Below are 22986 nucleotides of genomic sequence, written 5' to 3' on the forward strand. Positions count from 1 at the left end.
GCATTGGACAGGCAGGGCTTTAAGAATCCTTGTCTGACATGATCACGTTTGATCTTAATCATGTTCAGACCATGCCTGAGAGGCATGGTCTGTTTCTATATAGTAGGTGATGAAGATGGATGGAGAACGAATCGTCATTGTTGAAGGAATCACGGATAAAAAGAAGTTGAACAAGGTCCTTGATGAAGATATTGAAATCATCTGCACCCATGGGACTTTAGGAATCGAGCGGATGGAAGAAATGATTTTTGATCACAATTTAGATGATCGGACCGTGTATATTCTCGTGGACGAAGATGACTCTGGCTACAAATTAAGAAAACAATTGACGGAAGAGCTTCCTCACGCCGAACATATCTATATAGATAAGGCTTTCAGAGAAGTAGCAGCTACGCCGGAAGCTGAATTAGCAAGAGCCTTACTTAGTAGACATTTCAACGTAAAATCGATTTATTTAATATAGGAGGATGGCTGTGGAGGAAATAAAAACATCACCAGAAGTAAAGAAGCACTTTGATGCTCCACAAACGACCCTCACCTTCGTTCACAGCCCTTTTTGCGCAACGTGTCATTTAGCACGTCAAATGCTTACAACACTTGAAGCGGTCTTTGATCGGGGAGTTTTTAAGGAAATGAATGCTTCTCTGCACCCTGAATGGATGCAGTATTATAAGATTAAAAGTGTCCCGTGTCTGCTAGTGACGAGGGATGGGGAGGTAGAGGAAAAGATATATGCTTTTCAATCTGTCTCCTATATGTATGAGAAAGTCGTTGGTTTTGTTGAATAGTGTATGTATTTCCCAGGAAATGACCACTACTGTAGAATTGAAAACTTCTCTTATTAAATATGGTTTTGAAGTTATTCTATAATAAAAAACAGGGAAGACTCTCCAGAGTCTTCCCTGTTTTTTCTAGTCTTGAATATCATACAATTTCTCCTAGTTTGCTTACAATATCTAAGAAGGAGGACTGATCACCAAAATTCGCATGGATATTACCTTGTTGATCGATGATGATGGTGGAAGGAACGCCATCACAATTGTACATGTCATAAACGGAACGTCCTTCGTCAGAAAGAGTAGGCTGCGTTAAAAACTTTTCGGTGAATTCGAGACCTTCCTCTATCTTCCGTTCTCTTCCAGAAACATTGATCGTCAGCATCGTTACTTTTTCATGATCCATCGTTTTGAACAGTTGTTCTTTCATAGGTAAATCTTTCCCGCAATCTGGACACCAGGAGACCCAGAAGGTCAAGACAATAACTTTCCCTAGGTCGTCTTCCAGTTTATAGATTGAAGATTGATTGTTAATATAAGGCAGTTCAAATAAAGGGGCTTGTTCACTCAATGTCATTCTCCTTTGTATCTGGCGAAGTTATGGATTGACGCTAATCTATGTCCCATGCTAACATAATTATTAATTTCATATCGACATCTTCACTTATCCAGAGTGGCGGAGGGACTGGCCCGACGATGCCCGGCAACCGGCAGGTAGACTGCACGGTGCTAAATCCTGCGAAGTCTTTGACTTTGATAGATGAGAAATGTAAACTCGATCAATCTCTTCTATTAAAGAAGGGATTTTTTTATTGTGTAAATCGCGTGAATATTTGCTGTTTTGGTATATAATTGATCGACTTTATTTTCTGAACAATCTGTTTTGGAGTTGACACAAAATTCGTACGGTGCTACAATCCTCTTTGTGCTACTTAAACGAGTTAAAGTAATAATAATTTAATAGACTAAAATCTCTTATCCAGAGTGGCGGAGGGACTGGCCCGATGATGCCCGGCAACCGGCAGAACTATTTTGCTCAGGTGCCAATTCCTGCAAAGTAAAAAACTTTGACAGATGAGAGAACAGATTTTTAGGTATGATTAAAAACGCCGCTCTGTTCTCATAACAGAGCGGCGTTTTTTTGGAAGTGGAGGGAAATCATCATGATTACAATTAAAGGACTATCAAAGATATTCCACACGAAAGATCAGGATGTACGAGCTGTGGATGACTTAAGTCTTAACATTAACAAAGGGGAAATTTATGGGGTGATCGGCTATAGCGGTGCCGGTAAAAGTACATTTATTCGTTTACTAAACCGGTTGGAAGACCCCACAGAAGGAAGCATTCTTGTCGATGATCAGGAACTCACTTCTTTGAGTAAAGGAAAATTAAGGTTGGCAAGACAAGAAATTGGAATGATCTTCCAACATTTCAACTTGCTTTGGTCGCGAACCGTTCATGATAATATCGCTTTTCCATTGGAAATTGCCGGTATCCCTAAAGCTGAAAGGCAGAAACGAGTCGATGAATTGATTGAATTGGTGGGATTGAAAGGACGTGGAGGTTCTTATCCATCCCAATTGAGTGGCGGACAAAAGCAGAGGGTGGGGATAGCCAGAGCACTTGCAAACAACCCTAAAGTTCTTTTGTGTGATGAAGCTACATCCGCCTTGGACCCAGAGACCACTGATTCGATTCTTGATCTCCTTGTGGATATTAATGAAAAACTCGGCCTTACAATCGTTCTGATTACACATGAAATGCATGTAATACGCAAAATTTGTCATCAGGTGGCGGTTATGGAAGAAGGGAAGATTGTGGAGCAAGGGGAAGTGTTGGATGTCTTTCTCCATCCTCAAAAACCGGTAACGAAGAAGTTTGTGGATCAGGTGATGGGAGATCCGGAAAAAGAGACCTCCCTGCAGTTGATCAAAGATAATTACCGATCTGGAGAAATTATCCGTCTTCATTTTGTCGGAGATAGTACAAATCAAGCACTCATCAGCGATTTATCCAGGAAGTTTGAAGTAGATGTCAACATTCTGCATGGGAAAATCACCCAGACGCAAAAGGGTGCGTATGGAACAATGTTTGTACAGTTTGATGGAAATCAAAAAGAAGTCGAGCGTGCCATTGATTATATTGGGTCAACATCTGTAGAAGTGGAGGTGAATCCACATGTTTAATGAATGGTTCCCGAACGTAAGAATGGAAGACATGATTACAGCTACAAATGAAACCCTCTACATGACTCTGGTTTCTGTCGCGGGTACGTTTGTTTTAGGTTTGCTATTGGGACTACTTCTTTATTTGACCGGCCCTGGGGGTCTTTGGGCAAACAAAACATTGAATTGGATCACTGCCTCTATCGTTAACATATTTAGAGCGATTCCTTTTATCATTCTCATTTTATTGTTGTTCCCGTTTACTGATTTTCTGATTGGAACTATTCGAGGGCCTCAAGCAGCGCTACCTGCACTAATTATTGGTGGAGCTCCATTCTATGCCCGTTTAGTGGAAATTGCTTTGAAAGAAGTCGATAAAGGTGTCGTGGAAGCCGCAAAATCTATGGGAGCTAAGTATTCGACCATCGTTTTCAAAGTATTGCTTCCGGAATCGATGCCAGCTCTGATATCAGGGATTACCGTAACAGCGATCGCATTGATTGGATACACCGCAGTAGCAGGTGCAATTGGATCAGGTGGACTTGGCGACTTCGCTTATTTCTACGGCTTCCAAAGAAGTAATTTTGATGTTGTATTTATCTGTACCATTTTAATCATTTTGATTGTGTTTATATTCCAATTCATCGGAGATGCGATCTCACGGAAATTGGATAAAAGATAAAGATAAAATAAAGAAAAGGGAGAGAATGAAAAATGAAAAAAATCTGGACGAGTTTAATCGCTGTATTGTTTATCCTAGTGCTCGCAGCTTGCGGGTCATCGAATGAGGAGGAAACTTCATCAGGATCTGAAGGTGAAGGTGATGCCAAAGAGATTAAGGTAGGAGCTACTAGTGTTCCTCACGCTGAAGTTCTTGAAAAAGCAAAACCTATGCTCGAAGAAAAAGGAATCACATTAGAGATTGAAGAATATCAGGATTATATTTTACCGAACCAAGACTTAGATGAAGGTCGAATCGATGCAAACTATTTCCAAACGATTCCTTATATGGAGACTCAAGAAGAAGAGAAAGGATATGACTTTGCAAACCTTGGCGGGATCCATATTGAGCCGATCGGAGTTTATTCTCAAAAGTATGAAAACCTGGAAGATGTGGAAGAGGGCACGACGTTAGTCATGAGTCGTTCCGTATCCACTCACGGACGAGTTCTTTCTCTCTTAGAAAAAGAGGGGCTGATCAAATTGGATGAAAGTGTTGAAAAAGTAGAAGCTACGGTACAGGATATTGTAGAAAACCCTAAAAACATCGAATTTGATACAGGTGTAGATGCAGCAAACCTTCCCCAGGTTTATCAACGTGAAGAAAACGTGCTTGTAGCTATTAATACAAATTATGCGATTGAAGCTGACTTGTCTCCAAGTGAAGATTCAATTATTCTCGAGGAATCTGACTCTCCATATGTAAACGTTGTTGCTGCTAATAGTGAAGATAAAGACAATGAAGCATTGAATACCCTTGTAGAAGTTCTTCGTTCTGATGAGATCGTAAACTTCATAAAAGAAGAATATGACGGTGCTGTTGTGCCGGTATCAAGTGATGCTGAATAACGGATAAAATGGGTGGCTGCGGTTTATACTAACCGCAGTCACTTATTTTTATTGGGAGGTTTTCGTATGCAGGAACAAAATATGACGTGGACGCAAACGTATTTACATGATTATAAAGAAGGAATGGGAGCCTTCAGAGAGCACATGCCGGAAGTTTCTCATAAGTTCGATGAATTTACACAAGAATGCTTTAAAGAAGGGGAATTATCTAAAAAAGATAAGCAATTGATGGCATTAGGAATCAGCATCGTTGCACAGGATGTGTATTGCATGATTTACCACACGAAGGGCTGTGTCGATCAGGGAGCAACAGAGAAGGAAATATTAGAAGCTTGTGGTGTGGCTGCGGCATTTGGAGGAGGAGCAGCTTTGAGCCAGGCTGTAACACTTGTACAGGATGCATACATGGACTTGACGTCAACGGTCAATTGATCCACTTATTAGAAAATTCGAGAAAATCGGATGTATTCTAAACACTCACCCGTAGTAACCGCTTACATTAGAGAAAAGAGTTTGATTTGGTGTATTTTAGAGTTTCAAAGGGCTTTGTTTGGGTATATTATTTGTGGTACTTTAAATTGTGTAAATAATCTGAAAGGATTGATTCGTTATCAATGACGATCTGAATTTGAATTACACTGCTGATATGGAAAAAGCCATGCACCAGTCTCATAACATGAGTTATGCGGAGTACAGCAGGAAGTTGGATACACGCTTGAAAGTAGAAGAGAAACGCCAACGTGAATTCGAAGAGAGTCAGAAAATGATTGCCCAAGTCGACCGTCAATTGCATAGATAATTCATGACAGTAGATGAAAAAATCAGGTGTGTTTAGCCACCTGATTTTTTCATGTTATAATACAGATGAAAATTGTAGAAATTTGTTTGTTATATGTCCGTTTCCACGTTTTCAACTAATGGGAAAAAGTTGATAACAAGCACTAAATGATATAAGATTATAATGAGAATAAATTGAGAATAGTTCTTTGTTTCCGATTAACTTGGACATTCGATAAAAATAGATACTGGAGGTATTCATTTATGGCAGGATCAACTTTAGAAATCAAAGATCTTCACGTAGAAATTGAAGGTCAGGAAATCCTTAAAGGTGTTAATTTAACAATCAACGGTGGGGAATTCCACGCTGTTATGGGACCGAACGGAACCGGTAAATCCACGCTGGCTTCCGCAATCATGGGTCACCCTAAATATGAAGTGACAAAAGGTGAAGTATTACTTGACGGCGAAAACGTTCTTGAAATGGAAGTGGACGAGCGAGCTCAAGCAGGTCTATTCCTTGCAATGCAATACCCTAGTGAAATCAGTGGTGTGACAAATTCTGATTTCCTTCGTTCTTCCGTTAACGCTCACCGTGAAGAAGGCGACGAAATCTCTCTTATGAAATTTATTAAAGAGATGGACGCGAAGATGGACACACTTGATATGGATAAAAACATGGCTCAGCGTTACCTTAATGAAGGTTTCTCCGGCGGTGAGAAAAAACGTAATGAAATCCTACAATTGATGATGATCCAACCGGCGATTGCCATTTTGGATGAAATTGATTCAGGACTTGATATTGATGCCCTGAAAGTAGTTGCTAAAGGAATCAACGAAATGCGCAACGACGCTTTCGGCTGCTTGATCATTACTCACTACCAGCGTCTATTGAACTACATCACTCCTGATAAAGTACACGTTATGATGCAAGGACGTGTTGTCAAATCCGGTGGGCCAGAACTTTCCCAGCGTCTGGAAGAGGAAGGTTATGACTGGATTAAACAGGAACTTGGCATCGAAGACGAAACCGTTAACGCGTAATTAAGATAGGAGGGTAATCATGACAGTAGAAGTCTCACTACCATATGACAAAGAGTACATCTCACAATTCTCCCAAGGGCAGAACGAGCCTGAATGGATGAAGAACCTTCGTCTTAGCGCCCTGGAGAAATCGGAATCTTTACCACTTCCGAAACCAGATAAAACGAATATTTCCAAATGGAACTTCACAGAGTTCGACCACCATGTAACCGGTGATCGCATTGATTCTCTTGATGAACTTCCAGGTGAAATCAAAGATTTCTTAGATGAAGAAAAAGAACAGCAAAACCTGGTCATTCAGCGTAACCATACAGTGGCATACGGAACGATTGATCAGAAACTGAAAGATCAAGGTGTTATTTTCACAGACATCGGGACGGCTCTAAGAGAGCACAGTGAATTGGTAGAGAAGTATTACATGAACGATGCGGTTCACATGGATGAGCATCGTTTGACTGCTCTTCACGCCGCTCTCATGAACGGAGGAATTTTCCTTTACATTCCAAAAAACGTTCAGATAGAAGATCCGATCCAAGCGATTTTCTGGCAGGAAGATCCGAAAGCTTCCTTGATCAACCACATCTTAGTAGTAGCTGAAGAGAATAGTTCTGTCACATACGTAGAGAACTATATTTCTCACAATAAAGAAGAGAAAACTTCCGCGAACATCGTGACAGAAGTCATCGCTAAAGATGGAGCAAAAGTATCTTTCGGTGCAGTGGACAACTTTGAAGCAGGCACAACTGTTTATGCCAATCGCCGTGGAGTTGCATACCGTGATTCCGTCATTGAGTGGGCTCTTGGACAAATGAACGAAGGCGACACGGTTTCTGAAAACATCACACACTTGATTGGTGATAATTCACACTCCAATGCGAAAACAGTTGCTATTGGACGTGGAAAACAGAAGCAGAACTTTACAGCTAACATCACTCACTTCGGAAAAGGCTCCGACGGGTACATTCTTCAACACGGGGTGATGAAGGATAAAGCATCTGCTATTTTCAACGGAATCGGTAAAATTGAACATGGCGCAAGCAAGTCTAATGCCGAACAGGAATCACGAGTTCTTATGCTGAGCAGCGACGCACGCGGTGACGCGAACCCGATCCTTCTCATTGATGAAGATGACGTAACAGCGGGACACGCTGCTTCCGTTGGACGTGTAGATCCGATCCAATTGTATTACCTGATGAGCCGTGGAATTTCCAAGTTTGAAGCTGAGCGTTTAATCATCCATGGATTCTTAGCTCCTGTAGTAAATCAATTGCCTGTTGAAGCTGTAAAACGACAGTTGCAGCAAGTGATTGAAAGGAAAGTATATTAATGGATGTAAAAGCGGTACGCGACGAATTTCCTATTCTGCATCAGGAAGTAAATGGACATCCGCTCGTGTATTTGGATTCATCAGCGACATCTCAAAAGCCGATTAAGGTGATTGAAAAGCTTGATGAATACTATCGAGGATACAACTCTAATGTCCATAGAGGTGTACACACGCTTGGTACGAAAGCTACTGACGAGTATGAAGGCGCACGGGAGAAAGTAAGACGCTTTATTCATGCGTCCAGTACCCAGGAAGTCATCTTTACGCGTGGGACAACAACGGCGATTAATACCGTTGCAGCAAGCTACGGCCGGGCTAATTTGAGTGAAGGTGATGAAGTTGTCATCACTCCAATGGAACACCACAGTAACATTATTCCATGGCAGCAGATTGTTAAGGAAACAGGAGCTACTCTGAAGTATATTCCATTGCAGTCTGATGGCACGATTCTTTTAGAAGATGTGCAGAAGACAGTCACATCGAAAACCAAGATTGTTGCCGTCATGCATGTTTCTAATGTGCTTGGAACGATCAATCCAGTGAAAGAAATTGCACAGATAGCTCATAAGCAAGGAGCTGTTATGCTTGTTGATGGTGCGCAAAGTGCTCCTCACATGAAGATTGATGTTCAAGATTTGGATGCTGATTTTTATGCGTTTTCAGGGCATAAGATGTGTGGCCCGACTGGAATCGGAGTCCTGTACGGTAAAAAGGCGCTTCTTGAAAAAATGGAGCCTGTCGAGTTTGGTGGGGAAATGATTGATTTCGTTAACCTTTATGATTCGACGTGGAAAGAACTGCCCTGGAAGTTTGAAGGCGGTACCCCCATCATCGGTGGAGCGGTCGGCTTAGGTGCAGCCATTGATTTCCTCACAGATATCGGTTTGGATGAAATCAAAGAGCATGAAGAAAAACTTGCTTCCTACGCAATGAAGGAAATGAATAAAGTCGATGGCATGACCATTTATGGTCCAGAGCATCGGGCGGGTCTTGTTACTTTCAACCTCTCAGATGTCCATCCTCACGATCTTGCGACGGTTTTAGACGCTGAGGGAATCGCTGTGCGTGCAGGACACCATTGTGCTCAGCCATTGATGCGTTGGCTGGAAGTTTCAGCGACGGCAAGAGCAAGCTTTTACTTGTATAATACTGAAGAAGATATTGATAAACTTGTTGCAGGATTAAAAACAACAAAGGAGTATTTTGGCGATGTCTTTTAATAACCTGGATACACTTTATCGTCAAGTCATCATGGATCATTATAAAAATCCGCGCAACCGTGGTTCCATCGAAGGAAACCCTATGACTGTAGATATGAACAATCCTACATGCGGGGACCGCATTCAGCTGCAATTGCTGGTCGACGATGGCGTTGTGAAGGATGCAAAATTCGATGGTGAAGGCTGTTCTATCAGTCTATCCTCAGCCTCCATGATGACACAGGCAATCAAAGGAAAGCCAGTTGACGAAGCACTGAAGATGTCTGAGCTCTTTTCTGACCTGATGCAGGGAAAAGATATTGACGAGGAAGATATAGACCTTGGAGATATTGAAGCCCTGCAGGGAGTTTCCAAGTTCCCTGCTCGTATTAAATGTGCGACGCTCGCTTGGAAAGCAATGGAAAAGGGTGTAGATGTAGAGAAGGAAGACTAAGCTTTTCTATACCAAAAGGAGGTATATAACATGGCTAAAAAAGCGCCAGAAGTGGGAGAGTATCAATACGGTTTCCACGAAAAAGATGTTTCGATTTTCCGTACGCAAAAAGGTTTGACGAAAGAAGTCGTTGAACAAATCTCCAACTATAAAGAAGAACCGAAATGGATGCTGGATTTCCGTTTGAAATCCTTGGAACAATTCTATAAAATGCCGATGCCTCAGTGGGGCGGCGATCTATCTGAGCTTAATTTCGATGATATCACGTATTATGTGAAGCCATCTGAACGTTCAGAGCGTTCATGGGATGAAGTCCCTGAAGAAATTAAGAACACATTCGACCGTCTTGGAATTCCGGAAGCCGAGCAGAAGTACCTTGCTGGTGTATCCGCTCAGTATGAGTCCGAGGTCGTTTATCACAATATGGAAAAAGACCTTGAAGATTTAGGTGTTATTTTCAAGGACACGGACTCTGCGCTTAAAGAGAATGAAGATCTTTTCAAAGAGTATTTCGGTAAAGTTATTCCACCGTCTGATAACAAATTCGCAGCGTTGAACTCTGCGGTTTGGTCCGGAGGTTCCTTCATCTATGTACCGAAAGATACGAAAGTAGAAACGCCTTTGCAAGCATACTTCCGTATTAACTCTGAGAACATGGGTCAATTCGAGCGTACGTTGATCATTGCTGACGAAGGATCTTCTGTTCACTACGTAGAAGGCTGTACAGCACCAACCTATTCTTCCAGCTCTCTGCACAGTGCCGTTGTAGAAATCTTCGTTAAAGATAACGCTTATTGCCGTTATACAACGATCCAAAACTGGGCGAACAACGTGTATAACCTTGTAACGAAGCGTGCGGTTGCAGAGTCAAACGCTACGATGGAATGGGTTGATGGAAACCTAGGTTCCAAACTGACGATGAAGTATCCTGCTGTTCTTCTTAAAGGTGAAGGAGCGCGTGGTATGACACTTTCCATCGCTCTCGCTGGTAAAGGGCAGCACCAGGATGCCGGTGCTAAAATGCACCACCTTGCGCCGAACACATCTTCTACAATCGTTTCTAAATCCATCTCTAAACATGGTGGTAAAGTAACGTATCGCGGAATTGTTCAATTCGGACGTAAAGCTGAAGGTGCTCGTTCCAATGTTGAGTGTGATACGCTTATCATGGATAATGAGTCCACATCCGATACGATCCCTTATAACGAAATCATGAACGAGAACATCTCTCTAGAGCACGAAGCGAAAGTTTCTAAAGTCTCCGAAGAGCAGTTGTTCTACCTGATGAGTCGTGGTCTTTCTGAAGAAGAAGCTACAGAAATGATCGTCATGGGCTTCATTGAACCGTTCACTAAAGAGCTCCCAATGGAGTATGCCGTAGAAATGAACCGTCTCATTAAATTTGAAATGGAAGGTTCCATCGGTTAATAAAAGATATAAAGCCGTGCAGATATCATCTGCACGGCTTTTTCATCGTCATCTGGTAAACTGATGGTGATTAATGGATATTAAAGTATATGGCAGGTTTCTTGAAGACTCAGTTTCGAGATTTTTGTGAGAGTTTAGGGCTCCGGGAAAAGGTTCGCTTTCCATGGGGTGGGCGGTGAGCCTCCTCAGGCTACGCCTTCCGGGGTCTCACCTGTCCCACACGTCCCATAGGAGTCTCACCGTTTCCCTCCGCCCCTTTACCATGGAATAGATTCTCGAAACCAACACTAAAAGGCAGCTCTTATGATTTTGATAGGCAGATTATAGAACCCCTACACTTATAAGTGAGGTTCTAATCCTTCCCACCTAGGCAGGCATAAAGGGCTTTGTATCAAGCAATTACGCTTTCTAAACGTCCACTGGATAGAGTGCATATTATCCATTTCCTATAAACATATAAGCTAACTTTCCAAGTAGTGGTTTCGAGAATCTTCCTTGGCAAAGGGGCGGAGGGGAATGGCGAGACTCCTGCGGGAAAAAAGTGCTTGGTGAGACCCCACAGGACGCAGTCCGAGGAGGCTCACCGCGCTCCCGCGGAAAGCGAGCTATTCCCCGCAGCCCCCGTCACTCAACAAAAGTCTCGAAACTGAATCTTACTAAAGGGAGCTTATCTATAATTAAAGGGGATGTTTGGTACTCCATTGTAGGCAAGATGTTTTATGAATACAAAACATGATACTATAATATTATCTATTAAGAGTTAAGGAAGATTCGATATGTTTTTGATTATGTTTGTTATCGGTTTAATCACAGCCCTGGTCGGCAGTGTCGCAGGTCTTGGTGGAGGCGTTATTTTAGTTCCTGTTCTCCTATTTTTAGGTGATCATTTTGCTTCCTTCAATTGGGTTACCCCGCAGACAATTGTGGGAATATCTTTAGTTGTGATGATTTTTACAGGAATGTCTTCAGCCATTTCTTACATGAAACACCAACGAGTGGACAAAAAAATTGGACTGGTTTTTTTAAGTGGCAGTATTCCGGGAGGTATTTTAGGATCTTGGTTAAACCAATTTTTTGAAACGGATGGTTTTTCGCTTTTCTTCGGGATTGTGATGATTGCAGTTTCTTTGTTGTTTTTCATACCAAGAAGACCATCAGGTCATTCCTTGTTTAAAACAGGGATGTCCAGAGAAAAAACAGTGGATGGGAAAGTTTATAAGTACCGGATGCCTTTTTGGGTTGGGTTTTTCTTATCGTTTTGCGTAGGAATGTTATCTGGTTTATTAGGCATAGGTGGAGGATCTTTAATGGTCCCAGCCATGATTTTATTATTAAACATTCCCCCTCACATAGCGACAGCAACTTCTATGTTCATGATTTTTTTTGCAAGTATAACAAGTTCTGCGACACATGTACTTTTAGGTCATGTGGAATGGAGTCATACGCTCTGGTTTATTCCAGGAGCTTATTTAGGTGGAACGCTTGGGGCATGGGTGAATCGACGACTTGATGGACAAGTGGTGGAAAGATTCCTGAGAGTGCTGCTCGTATTGATTGGCATTCGTTTAATTTGGCAAGGTTTAGGGTGAGGAGACTGATGATGAAGGAAAAATTATACTTTTACTATACAAGCGATCTGCACAGTCACTTTGAAAATTGGCCACAAATCGTCGGGTACTTTAATGAACAGAAGAGGAAACATGAAGAAAAGGGCGAAGAATGCTGGCTTTTCGATAATGGCGACCATGTTGATCGTTTCCATCCTATTGCAGAAGGTTTGATGGGAAAAGGCAATGTTGAACTGTTGAATGACGCTGGATATGATGTGGCAACGATCGGAAATAATGAGGGCATCACTTTAGCGAGTGAAGATCTTCATTCCTTATACGATCATGCGAATTTTCGTGTCGTTTGTGCCAATTTGGATTGTAAGAGCTCCTCTTCACCTGCCTGGTTAAAACCCTATCACATTCTGGAGTCCAAATATGGGACGAAAATCGGAGTATTAGGTTTGACCGCCCCGTTTCAAGCGTTTTACCGACAGCTGGGATGGGATGTGCTTTCTCCTTTTGAAATTTTGGATGGGATTATTGAAGAGTTGAGAAACCAAACGGATATCATAATCTTATTATCACACCTTGGGATAAATGAAGACGAAGAAATTGCGAGGCGTTATTCGGACATCGATATTATCATCGGCGGGCACACTCACCACCTTTTCAAGAACGGGGAGTATATTGAGGGCGCTTTGTTGACTGCAGCAGGTAAACACGGGACGCATCTCGGTGAAGTCTCTGTGGAATGGAACATCGACACTCGCCATCTGGAAAAGAAAGAGGCTTATGCTATACCAACGGAGCAGTTGAAAAAAGATGATGGAGTAACAAAAAAAGTGAAAGAGATTCGTTCTAAGGCCGTTCATGAACTGGGAACTCCCGTGGCATATCTCCGTGAACCGCTCCACATTGCATGGTTTCAGGACACCCCTCTTATGAACCGCTTGACTGAGCAATTACGCTTATGGACATCGGCGGATATAGCGATGTTAAATGCGGGGGTCCTTTTAGATCATTTATCTGCTGGAGAAATTACTTATGAAGATATTCATCGTATTTGTCCCCACCCGATGAATCCCTGTCTTGTGGAATTGAAAGGGGATGAACTTCTGGAAGTGATTCGAGCGGCTCATACGAAAGAACTGACAGAAATAAGGCTGAAAGGCTTTGGGTTCAGGGGCGAAGTAATCGGAAAGATGGTTTTTGCGGGAATTGAGATAGAAATAGGGATAGATGATGATGGAGGTGAACATGTAAAGCGTGTCACCTTTGAAGGGGAACCAATTGATTACGAGCGGACCTATCAATTTGCTACAGCGGACACATTTACATTTGGCCGGTTCTTTCCTGAAATCGCCTATGCTAAGTCAAAAAAATACTTTATGCCTGAACTATTGCGTGATCTTTTGTCTGAAGCACTTAAATCATAACACTGAGAGCTACCTTTATAGGTAGCTCTCTTACATAATGGATCGTTAGGAGCTTATTATGAGAGTCGTTGCTACAAATTCCCTAGTACCAGGTGCTGTTTTAGCTAAAACCATTTACAATGAAAATAGTCGAGCACTTCTCCAACAAGGTGTCGCTTTTACACCTAGGATGGTTGTATTGCGGTCTATCTCAACGGGGTATCTGTTCAATTGGATGATGGACGTGAAGCGATCGTTGTAAAACAGAACTCATACTTATGTGATCGCCCGGTAATAAGGGAAATTAAAAGAGATGGAACAAGGGGGCGGGACATCGACTTGTCTAAAGAATTAAATATTATGATAGCGAATTGTCATCTGACCTCGGTAAGTTGATGCTTAAACCCTTCTTTTCTTTCATATAGATAGATGAGGAGGGTTGTTCTATGCCAAAAAAGAGTGCGACTACTGGTTCCACGATCGGAAAAAGGATTGTGCTTAGTCTGCTGTTTTTCGCCCTTTTCACAGCGTTAAGTCTATGGTTCATTAACCGAGGTGTGACACCGGCTCTCGTAGAAATTGCTGAAACAAAAGCTCAACAGCTGGCTAGGGATGCCATTAATGAAGCAGTCAGTAAAACGATTGCAGAAGATCTACAATTTAATGACCTTGTCAATATGGAGAAGGATAACCAAGGTAACATCGTTTATATGGGTTGGAACTCTGTCGTCGTTAACCGTGCACTGCGTGACACGACGATACGTGTTCAAAACTTTTTAAAGAGGATGGAGCTTGGCGAGCTTCCTATGGAGGATACTTCTCTGGAGCCAAATATTGACCCTGACCGTACACAGGAAGAGTTAGGGGAACAGCCAGCGACACTCATTGAACTCCCTATTGGGGTAGCGACAAACAATAGTTTACTTGCAAACCTCGGGCCGAAGGTTCCTGTTCAACTTAGAGTAATTGGAGACGTTCAATCTGAAGTCGATATCAAGATGACTGAGTACGGAATTAACGCTGCACTGTTTGAATTGACGATTCATTTTGAAGTAAATGTCCGTATTGTTATTCCGTTTTCTACAGAAACAACGGTGGTAACCAATAACATTCCCATTGATCAAGCTACCATTCTTGGTAAAGTTCCTAATTTTTATGGTGGTATGGGAGGAGAGGGAGATCCATCATTTTCCTATCCGATGGACCCCTTGCAATAAATGCTTGGAATTGTTAGAATTACTGAGAATTGAATATGCGTGACCTTATCAGATCGGTGAGGTAGAGGTGCAAACACCATCAGTAATCAATTGGAGCCAGACAAGCGACGATAATTGGTGGAAGGGGATGTTTGCCGAAGTGTCTTGTAGTTCGTCAAGCTATACGACGCTGGTGTATATCTGAACAAGAGATACACTGTCATGCATGCTTTTGGGTGCATGGGGCGCTACTGATCGAAATGGAGGATAATCAAATTGCCACTTACAAAGGCAATGGTAGGTTATTTTCTATCATTGTCTTTTTTTATTCCTCATTTTTATCCGCAGTAGCCTTCCAATCCCGTTACATCAAGATTTACGGAGGGGAACGATTATGGAAGGAACCATCTATTCTTTAATTCCAGCAGTATTAATGTTAATCCTTGTCCTATTGACAAGGAAAGTCATCCTATCTTTAGGAATTGGCATCATCGTAGGAGCATTCCTGATCACACAAATGGATATTGGCGGAGGATTGTCGTTAATCTGGTCAATTTTCGCAAACATCTTTGTCAGTGAAGGCGCACTGAATATGGGAAATATTTATTTGTTATCATTTCTATTCTTATTAGGAATTACGACCGCCTTCATGACAGCCTCTGGGGGAAGCAGGGCTTTTGGCCGCTGGGCTGTTGAGCGTATTCGTACGAGAAAAGGAGCGACACTCGTCCCTGCTGTGCTTGGCATCATCATTTTTATTGATGATTATTTCAATGCACTGGCCGTAGGACAAGTGGCGCGCCCTGTAACGGATCGATATAAAGTATCACGGGCTAAATTGGCTTATTATATTGATTCCACGTCAGCTCCGATTACTGTCATATCACCGATTTCCAGTTGGGGAGCTTATATAATTGGAACAATTGGCAGTATTCTGGCTGCTAATGAAATTACGCAATACCAGGCTTTTGAAGCATTCGTCCTTATGATTCCTGCAAATTTATATGTGTTCGCAGCACTATTGCTCGTATTCCTGACGATTTACTTAAGATTGGATTTTGGTCCAATGAAAGTACACGAAAAGCGGGCCTTGGAAACGGGAGAATTGAACAATCCTGAAAAAGGGGATGTACCTGGTGATTTGAATGACGAATTCAAAGAGCATAACCATGGGAAGATCTCTCATCTAATCTGGCCGATTGTAGCACTCGTTGTCGGAACTGTGCTAACAATGATTATCACAGGAATGCGTAACACGGAAGGCAATGTGGACCTTCTCTCTATCTTTGCCAACACAAATGTGAACATCTCCTTGTTCACAGGTGGAGTTGTTTCTGTTCTGGTTGCTCTTGTGCTGTATATCAGTCAACCAAAGCCTAAATCAGGAACCCCTTTAGTGTTTGGTCAAGGCATGAAAGCAATGTTACCAGCGATTTACATCTTGGTTTTCGCCTGGATGATCGGTGATATCATCGGCCAGCTGCAAACCGGAGAATATTTAGCACAGCAGTTCACTCAAGCAGATATAAATCTTGCTTATCTGCCTTTGATTATTTTCTTACTGTCCGGTTTCATGGCATTATCTACAGGAACATCCTGGGGAACATTTGGCATTATGCTTCCAATTGCAGGGGAAATTGCAGCAGTATCCGATCCTACACTGATTCTTCCGGCACTGTCAGCAGTACTTGCGGGATCTGTGTTTGGTGACCACTGTTCACCGATATCCGATACGACGATTCTTTCCTCAACTGGGGCAGGATCGAACCACATCGATCATGTACTCACACAGCTACCTTATGCCCTTATCGCTGCAGGAGCTGCTTCCATAGGTTATGTCATTTTAGGACTGTCCGGTGGAGTTTGGCTTCCGCTGTTGCTCACGCTAATTATAGTTACAGTTGCAGCTTTCATCATTCACAAATTTAATCATGGTCAACCAACGGAGTAATAATAAAAAAAGTTGTTTTAATTGAAGAGCAGGGAACGGTCACCGTTTCTGCTCTCTTTTTATTTTGAGCCGATTCACTTAACCAAAGTCTCAAAAAAGACATAGTGAATATGGCTGTCGCGCCTACCCGTTGTTTGAAGATGCCTCAAAGGAATAATATGGTAGTTCTTTTTGCTTAAGCCTTTTCACTCACCTTCCAATTTCTGAAAATTAAAAAATTATTTTGACAAGCTGTGTGTTGCTCGTTATAATTTAAAGCAGAATAATCAGAAAAATAAAAATTGAAAAACGTCTTTTAAAGATGTTTAACTCAGGGAGGTCTTTCGCATGGAAAATCGTGCACAATGGGGAACACGAGCTGGTTTCATACTGGCAGCCGTCGGTTCAGCCATCGGTTTAGGTAACATCTGGCGTTTCCCGGCAGTAGCTTATGAAAATGGTGGTGGGGCATTTTTTATTCCTTATTTATTTGCTCTATTAACAGCGGGTATTCCGCTACTTGTTATGGAATTCACCATCGGCCATAAATTCAGAGGTTCAGCGCCACTTTCATTCTTCAGAATGAATCGTAAGACAGAATGGCTGGGCTGGTGGGCTGTACTTGTATCATTTGTTATTTCGACATATTATGCTGTCATTATTGCCTGGGCAATTTCATACAGTATCTTCGCATTCAATCTTTCATGGGGCGATGACACAGAAGGCTTTTTGTTTAGTGATTATTTGCAATTATCCGTAGATCCTGGTCAGACAGGAAGCCTTGTACCTGGTGTCCTTATTCCGCTTCTCATCGTTTGGTTGATTACACTAGGTGTCCTTTTCAAAGGAGTCAAGAAAGGGATTGAAGCAGCCAATAAAATCTTTATCCCAACATTGATTGTCCTTTTCATGATTATTGTTATCCGGGCGATTACTCTTCCGGGTGCGGCTGAAGGTCTGCAAACGTTCTTTGCTCCAGACTTTAGTGCTATTACCGATAGTTCTGTCTGGGTAGCCGCTTATGGGCAAATTTTCTTCAGTTTATCCATTGCCTTTGCCATTATGATTACGTACTCCAGCTACCTACCGAAGAAGTCGGACTTAACGAACAATGCTTTTATCGCTGGATTTGGTAACTCAAGTTTCGAACTACTTGCTGGTATCGGTGTTTTCGGGGCTTTAGGATTCATGGCTTCTCAAAGCGGTGTACCAGTGAATGAAGTAGTTAGTGGTGGAGTGGGGCTTGCGTTTGTCGTATTCCCACAAATCATAAATGAGTTTCCAGCATTGAATGGATTATTTGGTTTCTTATTCTTTGCATCGTTAGTTTTAGCCGGACTATCGTCGTTAATTTCCATTTCAGAAACTTATGTAGCTGCCTTGAGTGAGAAATTTGGTATTTCAAGGAAAGCTGCTGTAGGGCTGGGTGGAGGACTTGCTGCCGTCATTTCCCTGCTTTTCGCAACGCAGGGTGGACTTTATCTCCTAGATGCGGCTGATTACTTCATTAACCAGTTCGGTGTAGCATTTGTCGGACTTGTAGAAGTCCTTGTCATAGCATGGTTCTTACGCAATCTTAATGATTTCCAGGCTCATGCTAACGGTATTTCTGATATCCATCTTGGAGGATGGTGGAAGATTTGTCTTGGTGTGATCACGCCGATCGTGCTTGGTTTTATGATGTTCGATCTATTTAAGACGAACCTTCTTAAACAATTTGATACAGCAACAGGGAACTATGAAGGGTATACAGATGGTTTCATTTTATTCGGGGGCTGGTTTGTAGCTGCGTTTGCCATTGTAGCCGGCTTCTTGATGACTTTGAAACGCTGGGATTCCAAAGCCGTTGAAGAAGTTAAGAAGGAGGTAAGCTAATATGTCAGCTGGTGCAGTAACAATGATGGTTATCGGAATAGTCGTTATATGGGGTGGCCTGGCTGCCAGTATTACGAATGCCGTCAAAAAGTCAAAATCATAGGAAAAGCGTCGCACAATAATGTGCGGCGCTTTTAATTTTTTGTCATCCTTTCCCACTTCCTAAGGAATGGGTAAGGATCAAAGGACCATTCATTTTTTCCATTATCTTGATACATGCCGTAATGAAGGTGGGGAGGAAACTTTCCGGATGTACCTGGAGGTCCATACCCAGAAGCCCCGACCGAACCAATCACATCACCAGGCTGTACGATGTCACCCACTTTTATATCTTCTGAGAAACTGTGTAAATGGGCGTAATAGTGGTAAATGTTATAAATATCCCGAATTCCAATCCGCCAGCCACCGAACTTGTTCCAGCCTTTCATTTCTACAACACCGTATGTTGTAGATTTAACAGGAACGCCATAGTTAGCGAAAATGTCCGTGCCTTCATGGACCCGTCTTCCTCCAAAACCCCGGGCGTCTCCCCATGTACTTCTATAACTGTAATTCGCCTGAAGGGGGAGCGGAAAGTCGCGGTTGGTAAGGTTAACGGTTTCAAATTTCTTAAATACTCTCGCTGTGTTCATAATGGTTTGTACGGTAAGGTCTCTCTTGTAATAATTCCACAAGGCAATTTTAATGTCATCCTTTGTCGTACCATAGGACTTCATGTATGTGCCTATTGAATATAAAACATCTTCATCATTTTCCAACTGAACCTTTTGATCGCCATTTCCATCTAATCCCCAACCGTCAGGGAAAAATGTTGAGGGCATTTCTCCAGCTGAACCGGTCCAAAACATCGGATCCGCTTCAATTGCAGTGACACGTCCATCTTTAGGGTCGTCGTGAACTTGTCTCTCATATTGATCGATAGCAGCCAGATACTCCCAGGGAATATCGGTGATGGCTGAGGTTTTCTTATATAATGCCATTCGCGCATCGCTCTCTTCATCTGCATGTATGAACCCGGCAGAGAAAAGTACGCACATACTAAGACATACGATCATTGAACCGATGTATTTCATAAACTCACCTTCAATGTTTTGATATCTTTAGCATGAGGCAGGCATGCTTTTGTTATGAATGGAAAAATAGGGGTGAGGTCAGTTTTCCATTCCTGTTTCTTCTTCTGTATTCATATTGGGCCCAACATCCGGTTGATTAGGATTGGATTCATCGACTTTTCCTTGTGGTGACTTCTTCATTTTTTTAATAATACTGTCGATGGTATCGTTATACCCTTGATCATACACAGTGGAATTACTTAAACTCTGGATATCTCCAAAGGAAGCGGGGTTGTCAGATACATACACATGGTAGAAGCTTGGGACTAAAGAATACGCTGTCTTCTGGACCATATCCGCAGCTAACTCTCGATCTATGTCATCTGTTTTTTTGTAGGCAACGAGAACCTCATTATCCGTAACTACTGTAGCTACATCATCGAATTGATCATACCGTAGGATCATCCTGGAAATCATATCGGCCATTTCTTCACGGTTGACTTTGATTTCACGATGCTCTTCCGTATCCTGATTTAATTGATCCTTGTTAAAGCGTACATAACCGACTTGCCCATCTTTCGGACTTTCGTTATATCCATCCATGGCATTGCCATTCAATGTGTCATCATCCATCATATTTTTCGCTTGTTCTTCCTTTGTTTCCTGACATCCGGCCACCATGAGTGTAACCAGAGCTAGAAGGGTGAATACTCTCCAGATTTGTTTCAATATAGTTCCTCCTTAATGATACTGTTTATTAATATTAGATTGAGCAGTTTTGCAGGAAACATACTTTTTGCATTTGTTGTATTTCCTAAGATGTGAAAAAATGTGATACACTGAATATGGATAGAGGTGATACAAATGATTGAGCTGGCAGGGAAAACATATGATATCCTGGAGGACTATCAGGAAGGCTTTCAACAAGAAGAGGTGGAAAGTCGATTTAGTGATATCCTGAATAAATATGATTTTATCGTTGGAGATTGGGGTTATGGTCAATTACGTTTAAAAGGATTTTATGATGACCAAAATTCCAAAGCCACGTTTGATACCAAAATCAGTACGCTGGAAGATTATTTGTATGAATACTGCAATTTCGGATGTTCCTATTTTGTACTGAAAAGAATTCGTCAATAAGAAACGGCGCGCAAATGATCGCACGCCGTTTTTTTACGTTTTTAATGAGTTTCTTCAGAGGGCTTTACATTTTCGCCTGGTTCATCATGCGTAGGGTGAGCACCGTCCTCTTGACGAGGGAGATCCTGGTGTAACCCCTTGTTTTCATAGTTAAAAGCGCTGTAATAACGCTGCTCTTCTGTCCATGGTGCACTTTTATCATTCGTAACAGGCTCATATTTGTTTCTAGGTGCTCCGTAAGGCCCTTCAGGAAGTTGTTCGGGAGTCAAGTAATTACGCTGGGCTTCGACATTGGCAAAATCCGAATACTTACGTTTTTCTTTACCCATATTAAAAACCTCCTTCCTGATTATTTTTTGTCGAAGGAGGTTTTTTTATGCCCTTTCTCAAAGAAGATCAGGAAGGTAATTCCTTAATTCTTCTGCTTCCATTGCACTAAGTTGAAACATATGTTCCAGATGACCAATTTCGTTGATATTTTCATGATCAAGTAAAGCTTGTCGATTTTTTGGTAAATTGATGACCATCGTTTGGTTTTGAAAATAATCAGCCTTCATGAGTGCAAGTTCAAAGCGGTGACTACCTGCTGTAAATGAAACAAATCGAGTGCTTGTATTTTGGGTGACGTCTTCAAGAAGCGGACGTTGTGCCATGGTGTGATCATCTCCCGTTCGTTGTATTTTCTATTCCGCTGCGAAAAACTTTAGCATTAGTATGCCCGATTTCTAGGAAATAAGACAACTGAAAATCAGGAAACATGAGAATTCGTCTTTTATGGTATCATGAATGGAAAAGGTCATTTTTTGTGGGAGGTTAACCAAATGTATTTTGTGAATCGAGAGAAAATTGAAGAGATTTTATCATATATGGAAAAGATACAAGAGGAAATGACAGAACACTCTTATGAACGTTTTTCAAACCAACTTCTCTTAGAGCGAATGACTCAATTGAACATCGAAGCCATCATTGATGTTGGGAACATGATGATTGATGGTTTTATCATGAGAGACCCGGGAAGTTATGAAGACGTAATCGATATCCTTACAGATGAAAAAGTACTGCCTGAGAGTGAGCAGGAAGCTTATAAGCAGTTTATCCAGCTTAGAAAAATGATTGTACAACAATATACGAACGTCGATCATGAAAAAATCGTTAACGTGTGGCAGGAACGAAAACATTCATTACAAACCTTTCCAAGTCGCGTCCGTCGTTACTTGGATAATGAGCTTGGCCCTGTTTCTGCCTTTTCCAAAAGCTGAGGAGTGTGTGTAGGTATGAGTAAGAAGGAATACAAAGGCTATCTTATTGATCTTGATGGAACCATGTACAAAGGTGCTGAACGAATTGAAGGAGCATCAGAATTCGTCGAACATTTAAAATCACAGGACCTGCCCTTTATGTATTTGACAAATAACTCTTCAAAAACCGTTGGTCAAATTGCAGAGAAACTCAATCAAATTGGAGTCCATGCTAAGCCGGAGCAAGTTTATACGAGCAGTCTGGCAACAGCGGAATATATAAGCAGCCAAAAACAAAAAGTCCGCGTATTTGCCATCGGGGAAGAAGGGTTATTCGATGCATTGCGCCAAGAAGGTTTGGAATTGGTGGAAGAAGGCGCCGACTACGTGGTGATTGGTATTGACCGGGAAATTAATTATGAGAAGCTCGCTTTGGCTTGTTTGGAAGTGAGGAATGGAGCTGCTTTCATAAGTACCAATGGAGACATTGCTATTCCTACAGAGCGTGGCCTTGTGCCAGGTAATGGAGCTTTGACATCTGTGATCTCTGTGAGTACAGGGGTGAATCCAGTGTTTGTAGGTAAACCCGAGCCATTGATTATGGCGAGGGCACTCAAAAGGTTAGGACATAGTAAAGAAGATGTATTAATGGTTGGAGACAACTACAATACCGATATCAAAGCAGGAATGACAGCTGGCATGGATACTCTGATGGTAGAAACCGGATTGAGTACTTTTGATGAAATCAAGGATAAAGAACATCAGCCCACTTACAAATGTAATGATCTTTTCCATTGGATGCAGCTGAATGCAAATGAAAAGAAATAGAAGAACGACCAGAGAATTCT

General features: G+C 41.9%; 27 protein-coding genes and 3 riboswitches. Of the genes, 22 read left to right on the forward strand and 5 right to left on the reverse strand.

The annotated features are described in order from the left end of the window. The first annotated feature begins 115 nt into the window (after positions 1-115). Positions 116-463, forward strand: a complete 348-nt coding sequence (locus GLW00_RS04730) for a toprim domain-containing protein (protein WP_160911659.1) — start codon at positions 116-118, stop codon at positions 461-463. Between the two features lie 10 nt (positions 464-473). Next, on the forward strand, positions 474-788 hold the full coding sequence (locus GLW00_RS04735) for a thioredoxin family protein (protein ID WP_237417412.1): 315 nt from the start codon (positions 474-476) through the stop codon (positions 786-788). A gap of 136 nt (positions 789-924) precedes the next feature. Here GLW00_RS04735 and GLW00_RS04740 read toward each other — a convergent pair whose 3' ends face one another. Next, positions 925-1347, reverse strand: coding sequence for a TlpA family protein disulfide reductase (locus GLW00_RS04740; protein ID WP_237417413.1), 423 nt, complete (start codon positions 1345-1347; stop codon positions 925-927). A gap of 90 nt (positions 1348-1437) precedes the next feature. Continuing rightward, positions 1438-1543: riboswitch (SAM riboswitch) on the forward strand. Positions 1544-1748: 205 nt separating this feature from the next. Then, positions 1749-1857, forward strand: a riboswitch (SAM riboswitch). Between the two features lie 82 nt (positions 1858-1939). Here GLW00_RS04740 and GLW00_RS04745 point away from each other — a divergent pair. The 17 genes from GLW00_RS04745 to GLW00_RS04820 all read left to right on the forward strand — a co-directional run bounded on the left by GLW00_RS04745 (position 1940) and on the right by GLW00_RS04820 (position 18811). Then, a complete protein-coding gene (locus tag GLW00_RS04745) occupies positions 1940-2965 on the forward strand; it encodes a methionine ABC transporter ATP-binding protein (protein ID WP_160911663.1) in 1026 nt (341 codons plus the stop codon). Then, a complete protein-coding gene (locus GLW00_RS04750) occupies positions 2958-3626 on the forward strand; it encodes a methionine ABC transporter permease (RefSeq protein ID WP_160911665.1) in 669 nt (222 codons plus the stop codon). The genes GLW00_RS04745 and GLW00_RS04750 overlap by 8 nt, the downstream gene beginning before the upstream one ends. A gap of 32 nt (positions 3627-3658) precedes the next feature. Further along, positions 3659-4513 (forward strand): MetQ/NlpA family ABC transporter substrate-binding protein, encoded by an 855-nt coding sequence (locus tag GLW00_RS04755; RefSeq protein ID WP_160911667.1) that lies wholly within the window; start codon positions 3659-3661, stop codon positions 4511-4513. Positions 4514-4579: 66 nt separating this feature from the next. Then, positions 4580-4945, forward strand: a complete 366-nt coding sequence (locus GLW00_RS04760; protein ID WP_160911668.1) for a carboxymuconolactone decarboxylase family protein — start codon at positions 4580-4582, stop codon at positions 4943-4945. 196 nt (positions 4946-5141) lie between these two features. Then, on the forward strand, positions 5142-5312 hold the full coding sequence (locus GLW00_RS20450; protein ID WP_202412393.1) for a YuzK family famiily protein: 171 nt from the start codon (positions 5142-5144) through the stop codon (positions 5310-5312). A gap of 242 nt (positions 5313-5554) precedes the next feature. Continuing rightward, positions 5555-6334 (forward strand): Fe-S cluster assembly ATPase SufC, encoded by a 780-nt coding sequence (gene sufC, locus GLW00_RS04765; RefSeq protein WP_160911670.1) that lies wholly within the window; start codon positions 5555-5557, stop codon positions 6332-6334. A 19-nt stretch (positions 6335-6353) separates the two neighbouring features. Next, entirely contained in the window at positions 6354-7661 is a 1308-nt protein-coding gene (sufD, locus tag GLW00_RS04770; RefSeq protein WP_160911672.1) for a Fe-S cluster assembly protein SufD, read from the forward strand. Further along, positions 7661-8881, forward strand: a complete 1221-nt coding sequence (locus GLW00_RS04775; protein ID WP_160911674.1) for a cysteine desulfurase — start codon at positions 7661-7663, stop codon at positions 8879-8881. The genes sufD and GLW00_RS04775 overlap by 1 nt, the downstream gene beginning before the upstream one ends. Further along, positions 8871-9314 carry a Fe-S cluster assembly sulfur transfer protein SufU gene (gene sufU / locus GLW00_RS04780; protein ID WP_160911676.1) on the forward strand — a complete coding sequence of 148 codons (444 nt, stop codon included), beginning with the start codon at positions 8871-8873 and terminating at the stop codon, positions 9312-9314. The genes GLW00_RS04775 and sufU overlap by 11 nt, the downstream gene beginning before the upstream one ends. A 30-nt stretch (positions 9315-9344) precedes the next feature. Next, positions 9345-10742, forward strand: coding sequence for a Fe-S cluster assembly protein SufB (gene sufB / locus GLW00_RS04785; RefSeq protein WP_146816698.1), 1398 nt, complete (start codon positions 9345-9347; stop codon positions 10740-10742). Positions 10743-11518: 776 nt separating this feature from the next. Further along, positions 11519-12331, forward strand: a complete 813-nt coding sequence (locus GLW00_RS04790) for a sulfite exporter TauE/SafE family protein (protein ID WP_160911677.1) — start codon at positions 11519-11521, stop codon at positions 12329-12331. An 11-nt stretch (positions 12332-12342) separates the two neighbouring features. Then, entirely contained in the window at positions 12343-13728 is a 1386-nt protein-coding gene (locus tag GLW00_RS04795; protein ID WP_202412355.1) for a bifunctional metallophosphatase/5'-nucleotidase, read from the forward strand. A gap of 58 nt (positions 13729-13786) precedes the next feature. Further along, positions 13787-13969 (forward strand): hypothetical protein, encoded by a 183-nt coding sequence (locus GLW00_RS04800; RefSeq protein ID WP_160911681.1) that lies wholly within the window; start codon positions 13787-13789, stop codon positions 13967-13969. A gap of 184 nt (positions 13970-14153) precedes the next feature. Next, a complete protein-coding gene (gene yunB / locus GLW00_RS04805; RefSeq protein WP_146816690.1) occupies positions 14154-14924 on the forward strand; it encodes a sporulation protein YunB in 771 nt (256 codons plus the stop codon). Positions 14925-14978: 54 nt separating this feature from the next. Further along, positions 14979-15162, forward strand: a riboswitch (Lysine riboswitch). A 135-nt stretch (positions 15163-15297) separates the two neighbouring features. Then, entirely contained in the window at positions 15298-16854 is a 1557-nt protein-coding gene (locus tag GLW00_RS04810; protein WP_160911683.1) for a Na+/H+ antiporter NhaC family protein, read from the forward strand. A gap of 327 nt (positions 16855-17181) precedes the next feature. Continuing rightward, a complete protein-coding gene (locus GLW00_RS04815; RefSeq protein WP_160911685.1) occupies positions 17182-18708 on the forward strand; it encodes a sodium-dependent transporter in 1527 nt (508 codons plus the stop codon). A 1-nt stretch (position 18709) separates the two neighbouring features. Beyond that, positions 18710-18811 (forward strand): methionine/alanine import family NSS transporter small subunit, encoded by a 102-nt coding sequence (locus GLW00_RS04820; RefSeq protein WP_160911687.1) that lies wholly within the window; start codon positions 18710-18712, stop codon positions 18809-18811. A 31-nt stretch (positions 18812-18842) separates the two neighbouring features. Here GLW00_RS04820 and GLW00_RS04825 read toward each other — a convergent pair whose 3' ends face one another. Together GLW00_RS04825 and GLW00_RS04830 are read right to left on the reverse strand one after the other, a co-directional pair. Continuing rightward, positions 18843-19781, reverse strand: coding sequence for a M23 family metallopeptidase (locus tag GLW00_RS04825; RefSeq protein ID WP_160911688.1), 939 nt, complete (start codon positions 19779-19781; stop codon positions 18843-18845). 78 nt (positions 19782-19859) lie between these two features. Next, entirely contained in the window at positions 19860-20489 is a 630-nt protein-coding gene (locus GLW00_RS04830; RefSeq protein ID WP_237417414.1) for a YhcN/YlaJ family sporulation lipoprotein, read from the reverse strand. A 135-nt stretch (positions 20490-20624) separates the two neighbouring features. Between GLW00_RS04830 and GLW00_RS04835 the strand changes: the two genes are divergently transcribed. After that, the gene (locus GLW00_RS04835) at positions 20625-20900 is read left to right on the forward strand and encodes a YutD family protein (RefSeq protein WP_160911690.1); all 276 of its coding nucleotides are present in this window, start codon (positions 20625-20627) and stop codon (positions 20898-20900) included. A 41-nt stretch (positions 20901-20941) separates the two neighbouring features. On the opposite strand, the gene GLW00_RS04840 is transcribed toward GLW00_RS04835, so the two are convergent. After that, entirely contained in the window at positions 20942-21229 is a 288-nt protein-coding gene (locus tag GLW00_RS04840; RefSeq protein ID WP_160911692.1) for a cytosolic protein, read from the reverse strand. Positions 21230-21286: 57 nt separating this feature from the next. Beyond that, complete coding sequence (locus GLW00_RS04845) at positions 21287-21553, reverse strand: DUF3055 domain-containing protein (RefSeq protein WP_160911694.1); 267 nt, start codon at positions 21551-21553, stop codon at positions 21287-21289. 168 nt (positions 21554-21721) lie between these two features. On the opposite strand from GLW00_RS04845, the gene hepT reads away from it, so the two are divergent. Both hepT and nucF read left to right on the forward strand, forming a co-directional pair. Then, positions 21722-22159, forward strand: a complete 438-nt coding sequence (hepT, locus tag GLW00_RS04850; protein ID WP_160911696.1) for a type VII toxin-antitoxin system HepT family RNase toxin — start codon at positions 21722-21724, stop codon at positions 22157-22159. A 15-nt stretch (positions 22160-22174) separates the two neighbouring features. Further along, positions 22175-22966: a 5' nucleotidase NucF gene (nucF, locus tag GLW00_RS04855; protein WP_160911698.1), complete on the forward strand. Its 792-nt coding sequence runs from the start codon at positions 22175-22177 to the stop codon at positions 22964-22966. Positions 22967-22986: the final 20 nt, after the last annotated feature.

This window comes from Halobacillus litoralis (assembly GCF_009856445.1).
GTDB lineage: Bacteria > Bacillota > Bacilli > Bacillales > Halobacillaceae > Halobacillus > Halobacillus litoralis.

Excerpts from the sequence above, each read along its gene's own strand:
- GLW00_RS04760 (WP_160911668.1), top strand. The coding sequence starts at position 4,580 with ATGCAGGAACAAAATATGACGTGGACGCAAACGTATTTACATGATTAT.
- GLW00_RS04820 (WP_160911687.1), top strand. The coding sequence starts at position 18,710 with ATGTCAGCTGGTGCAGTAACAATGATGGTTATCGGAATAGTCGTTATA.
- GLW00_RS04810 (WP_160911683.1), top strand. The coding sequence starts at position 15,298 with ATGGAAGGAACCATCTATTCTTTAATTCCAGCAGTATTAATGTTAATC.
- sufU (WP_160911676.1), top strand. The coding sequence starts at position 8,871 with ATGTCTTTTAATAACCTGGATACACTTTATCGTCAAGTCATCATGGAT.
- GLW00_RS04825 (WP_160911688.1), bottom strand. The coding sequence starts at position 19,781 with ATGAAATACATCGGTTCAATGATCGTATGTCTTAGTATGTGCGTACTT.
- sufB (WP_146816698.1), top strand. The coding sequence starts at position 9,345 with ATGGCTAAAAAAGCGCCAGAAGTGGGAGAGTATCAATACGGTTTCCAC.
- GLW00_RS04840 (WP_160911692.1), bottom strand. The coding sequence starts at position 21,229 with ATGGGTAAAGAAAAACGTAAGTATTCGGATTTTGCCAATGTCGAAGCC.
- GLW00_RS04795 (WP_202412355.1), top strand. The coding sequence starts at position 12,343 with ATGAAGGAAAAATTATACTTTTACTATACAAGCGATCTGCACAGTCAC.
- sufC (WP_160911670.1), top strand. The coding sequence starts at position 5,555 with ATGGCAGGATCAACTTTAGAAATCAAAGATCTTCACGTAGAAATTGAA.
- GLW00_RS04790 (WP_160911677.1), top strand. The coding sequence starts at position 11,519 with ATGTTTTTGATTATGTTTGTTATCGGTTTAATCACAGCCCTGGTCGGC.
- GLW00_RS04755 (WP_160911667.1), top strand. The coding sequence starts at position 3,659 with ATGAAAAAAATCTGGACGAGTTTAATCGCTGTATTGTTTATCCTAGTG.
- GLW00_RS04800 (WP_160911681.1), top strand. The coding sequence starts at position 13,787 with ATGAGAGTCGTTGCTACAAATTCCCTAGTACCAGGTGCTGTTTTAGCT.
- GLW00_RS04835 (WP_160911690.1), top strand. The coding sequence starts at position 20,625 with ATGATTGAGCTGGCAGGGAAAACATATGATATCCTGGAGGACTATCAG.
- GLW00_RS04750 (WP_160911665.1), top strand. The coding sequence starts at position 2,958 with ATGTTTAATGAATGGTTCCCGAACGTAAGAATGGAAGACATGATTACA.
- GLW00_RS04775 (WP_160911674.1), top strand. The coding sequence starts at position 7,661 with ATGGATGTAAAAGCGGTACGCGACGAATTTCCTATTCTGCATCAGGAA.
- GLW00_RS04745 (WP_160911663.1), top strand. The coding sequence starts at position 1,940 with ATGATTACAATTAAAGGACTATCAAAGATATTCCACACGAAAGATCAG.
- GLW00_RS04845 (WP_160911694.1), bottom strand. The coding sequence starts at position 21,553 with ATGGCACAACGTCCGCTTCTTGAAGACGTCACCCAAAATACAAGCACT.
- nucF (WP_160911698.1), top strand. The coding sequence starts at position 22,175 with ATGAGTAAGAAGGAATACAAAGGCTATCTTATTGATCTTGATGGAACC.
- hepT (WP_160911696.1), top strand. The coding sequence starts at position 21,722 with ATGTATTTTGTGAATCGAGAGAAAATTGAAGAGATTTTATCATATATG.
- sufD (WP_160911672.1), top strand. The coding sequence starts at position 6,354 with ATGACAGTAGAAGTCTCACTACCATATGACAAAGAGTACATCTCACAA.
- GLW00_RS04815 (WP_160911685.1), top strand. The coding sequence starts at position 17,182 with ATGGAAAATCGTGCACAATGGGGAACACGAGCTGGTTTCATACTGGCA.
- GLW00_RS04730 (WP_160911659.1), top strand. The coding sequence starts at position 116 with ATGGATGGAGAACGAATCGTCATTGTTGAAGGAATCACGGATAAAAAG.
- yunB (WP_146816690.1), top strand. The coding sequence starts at position 14,154 with ATGCCAAAAAAGAGTGCGACTACTGGTTCCACGATCGGAAAAAGGATT.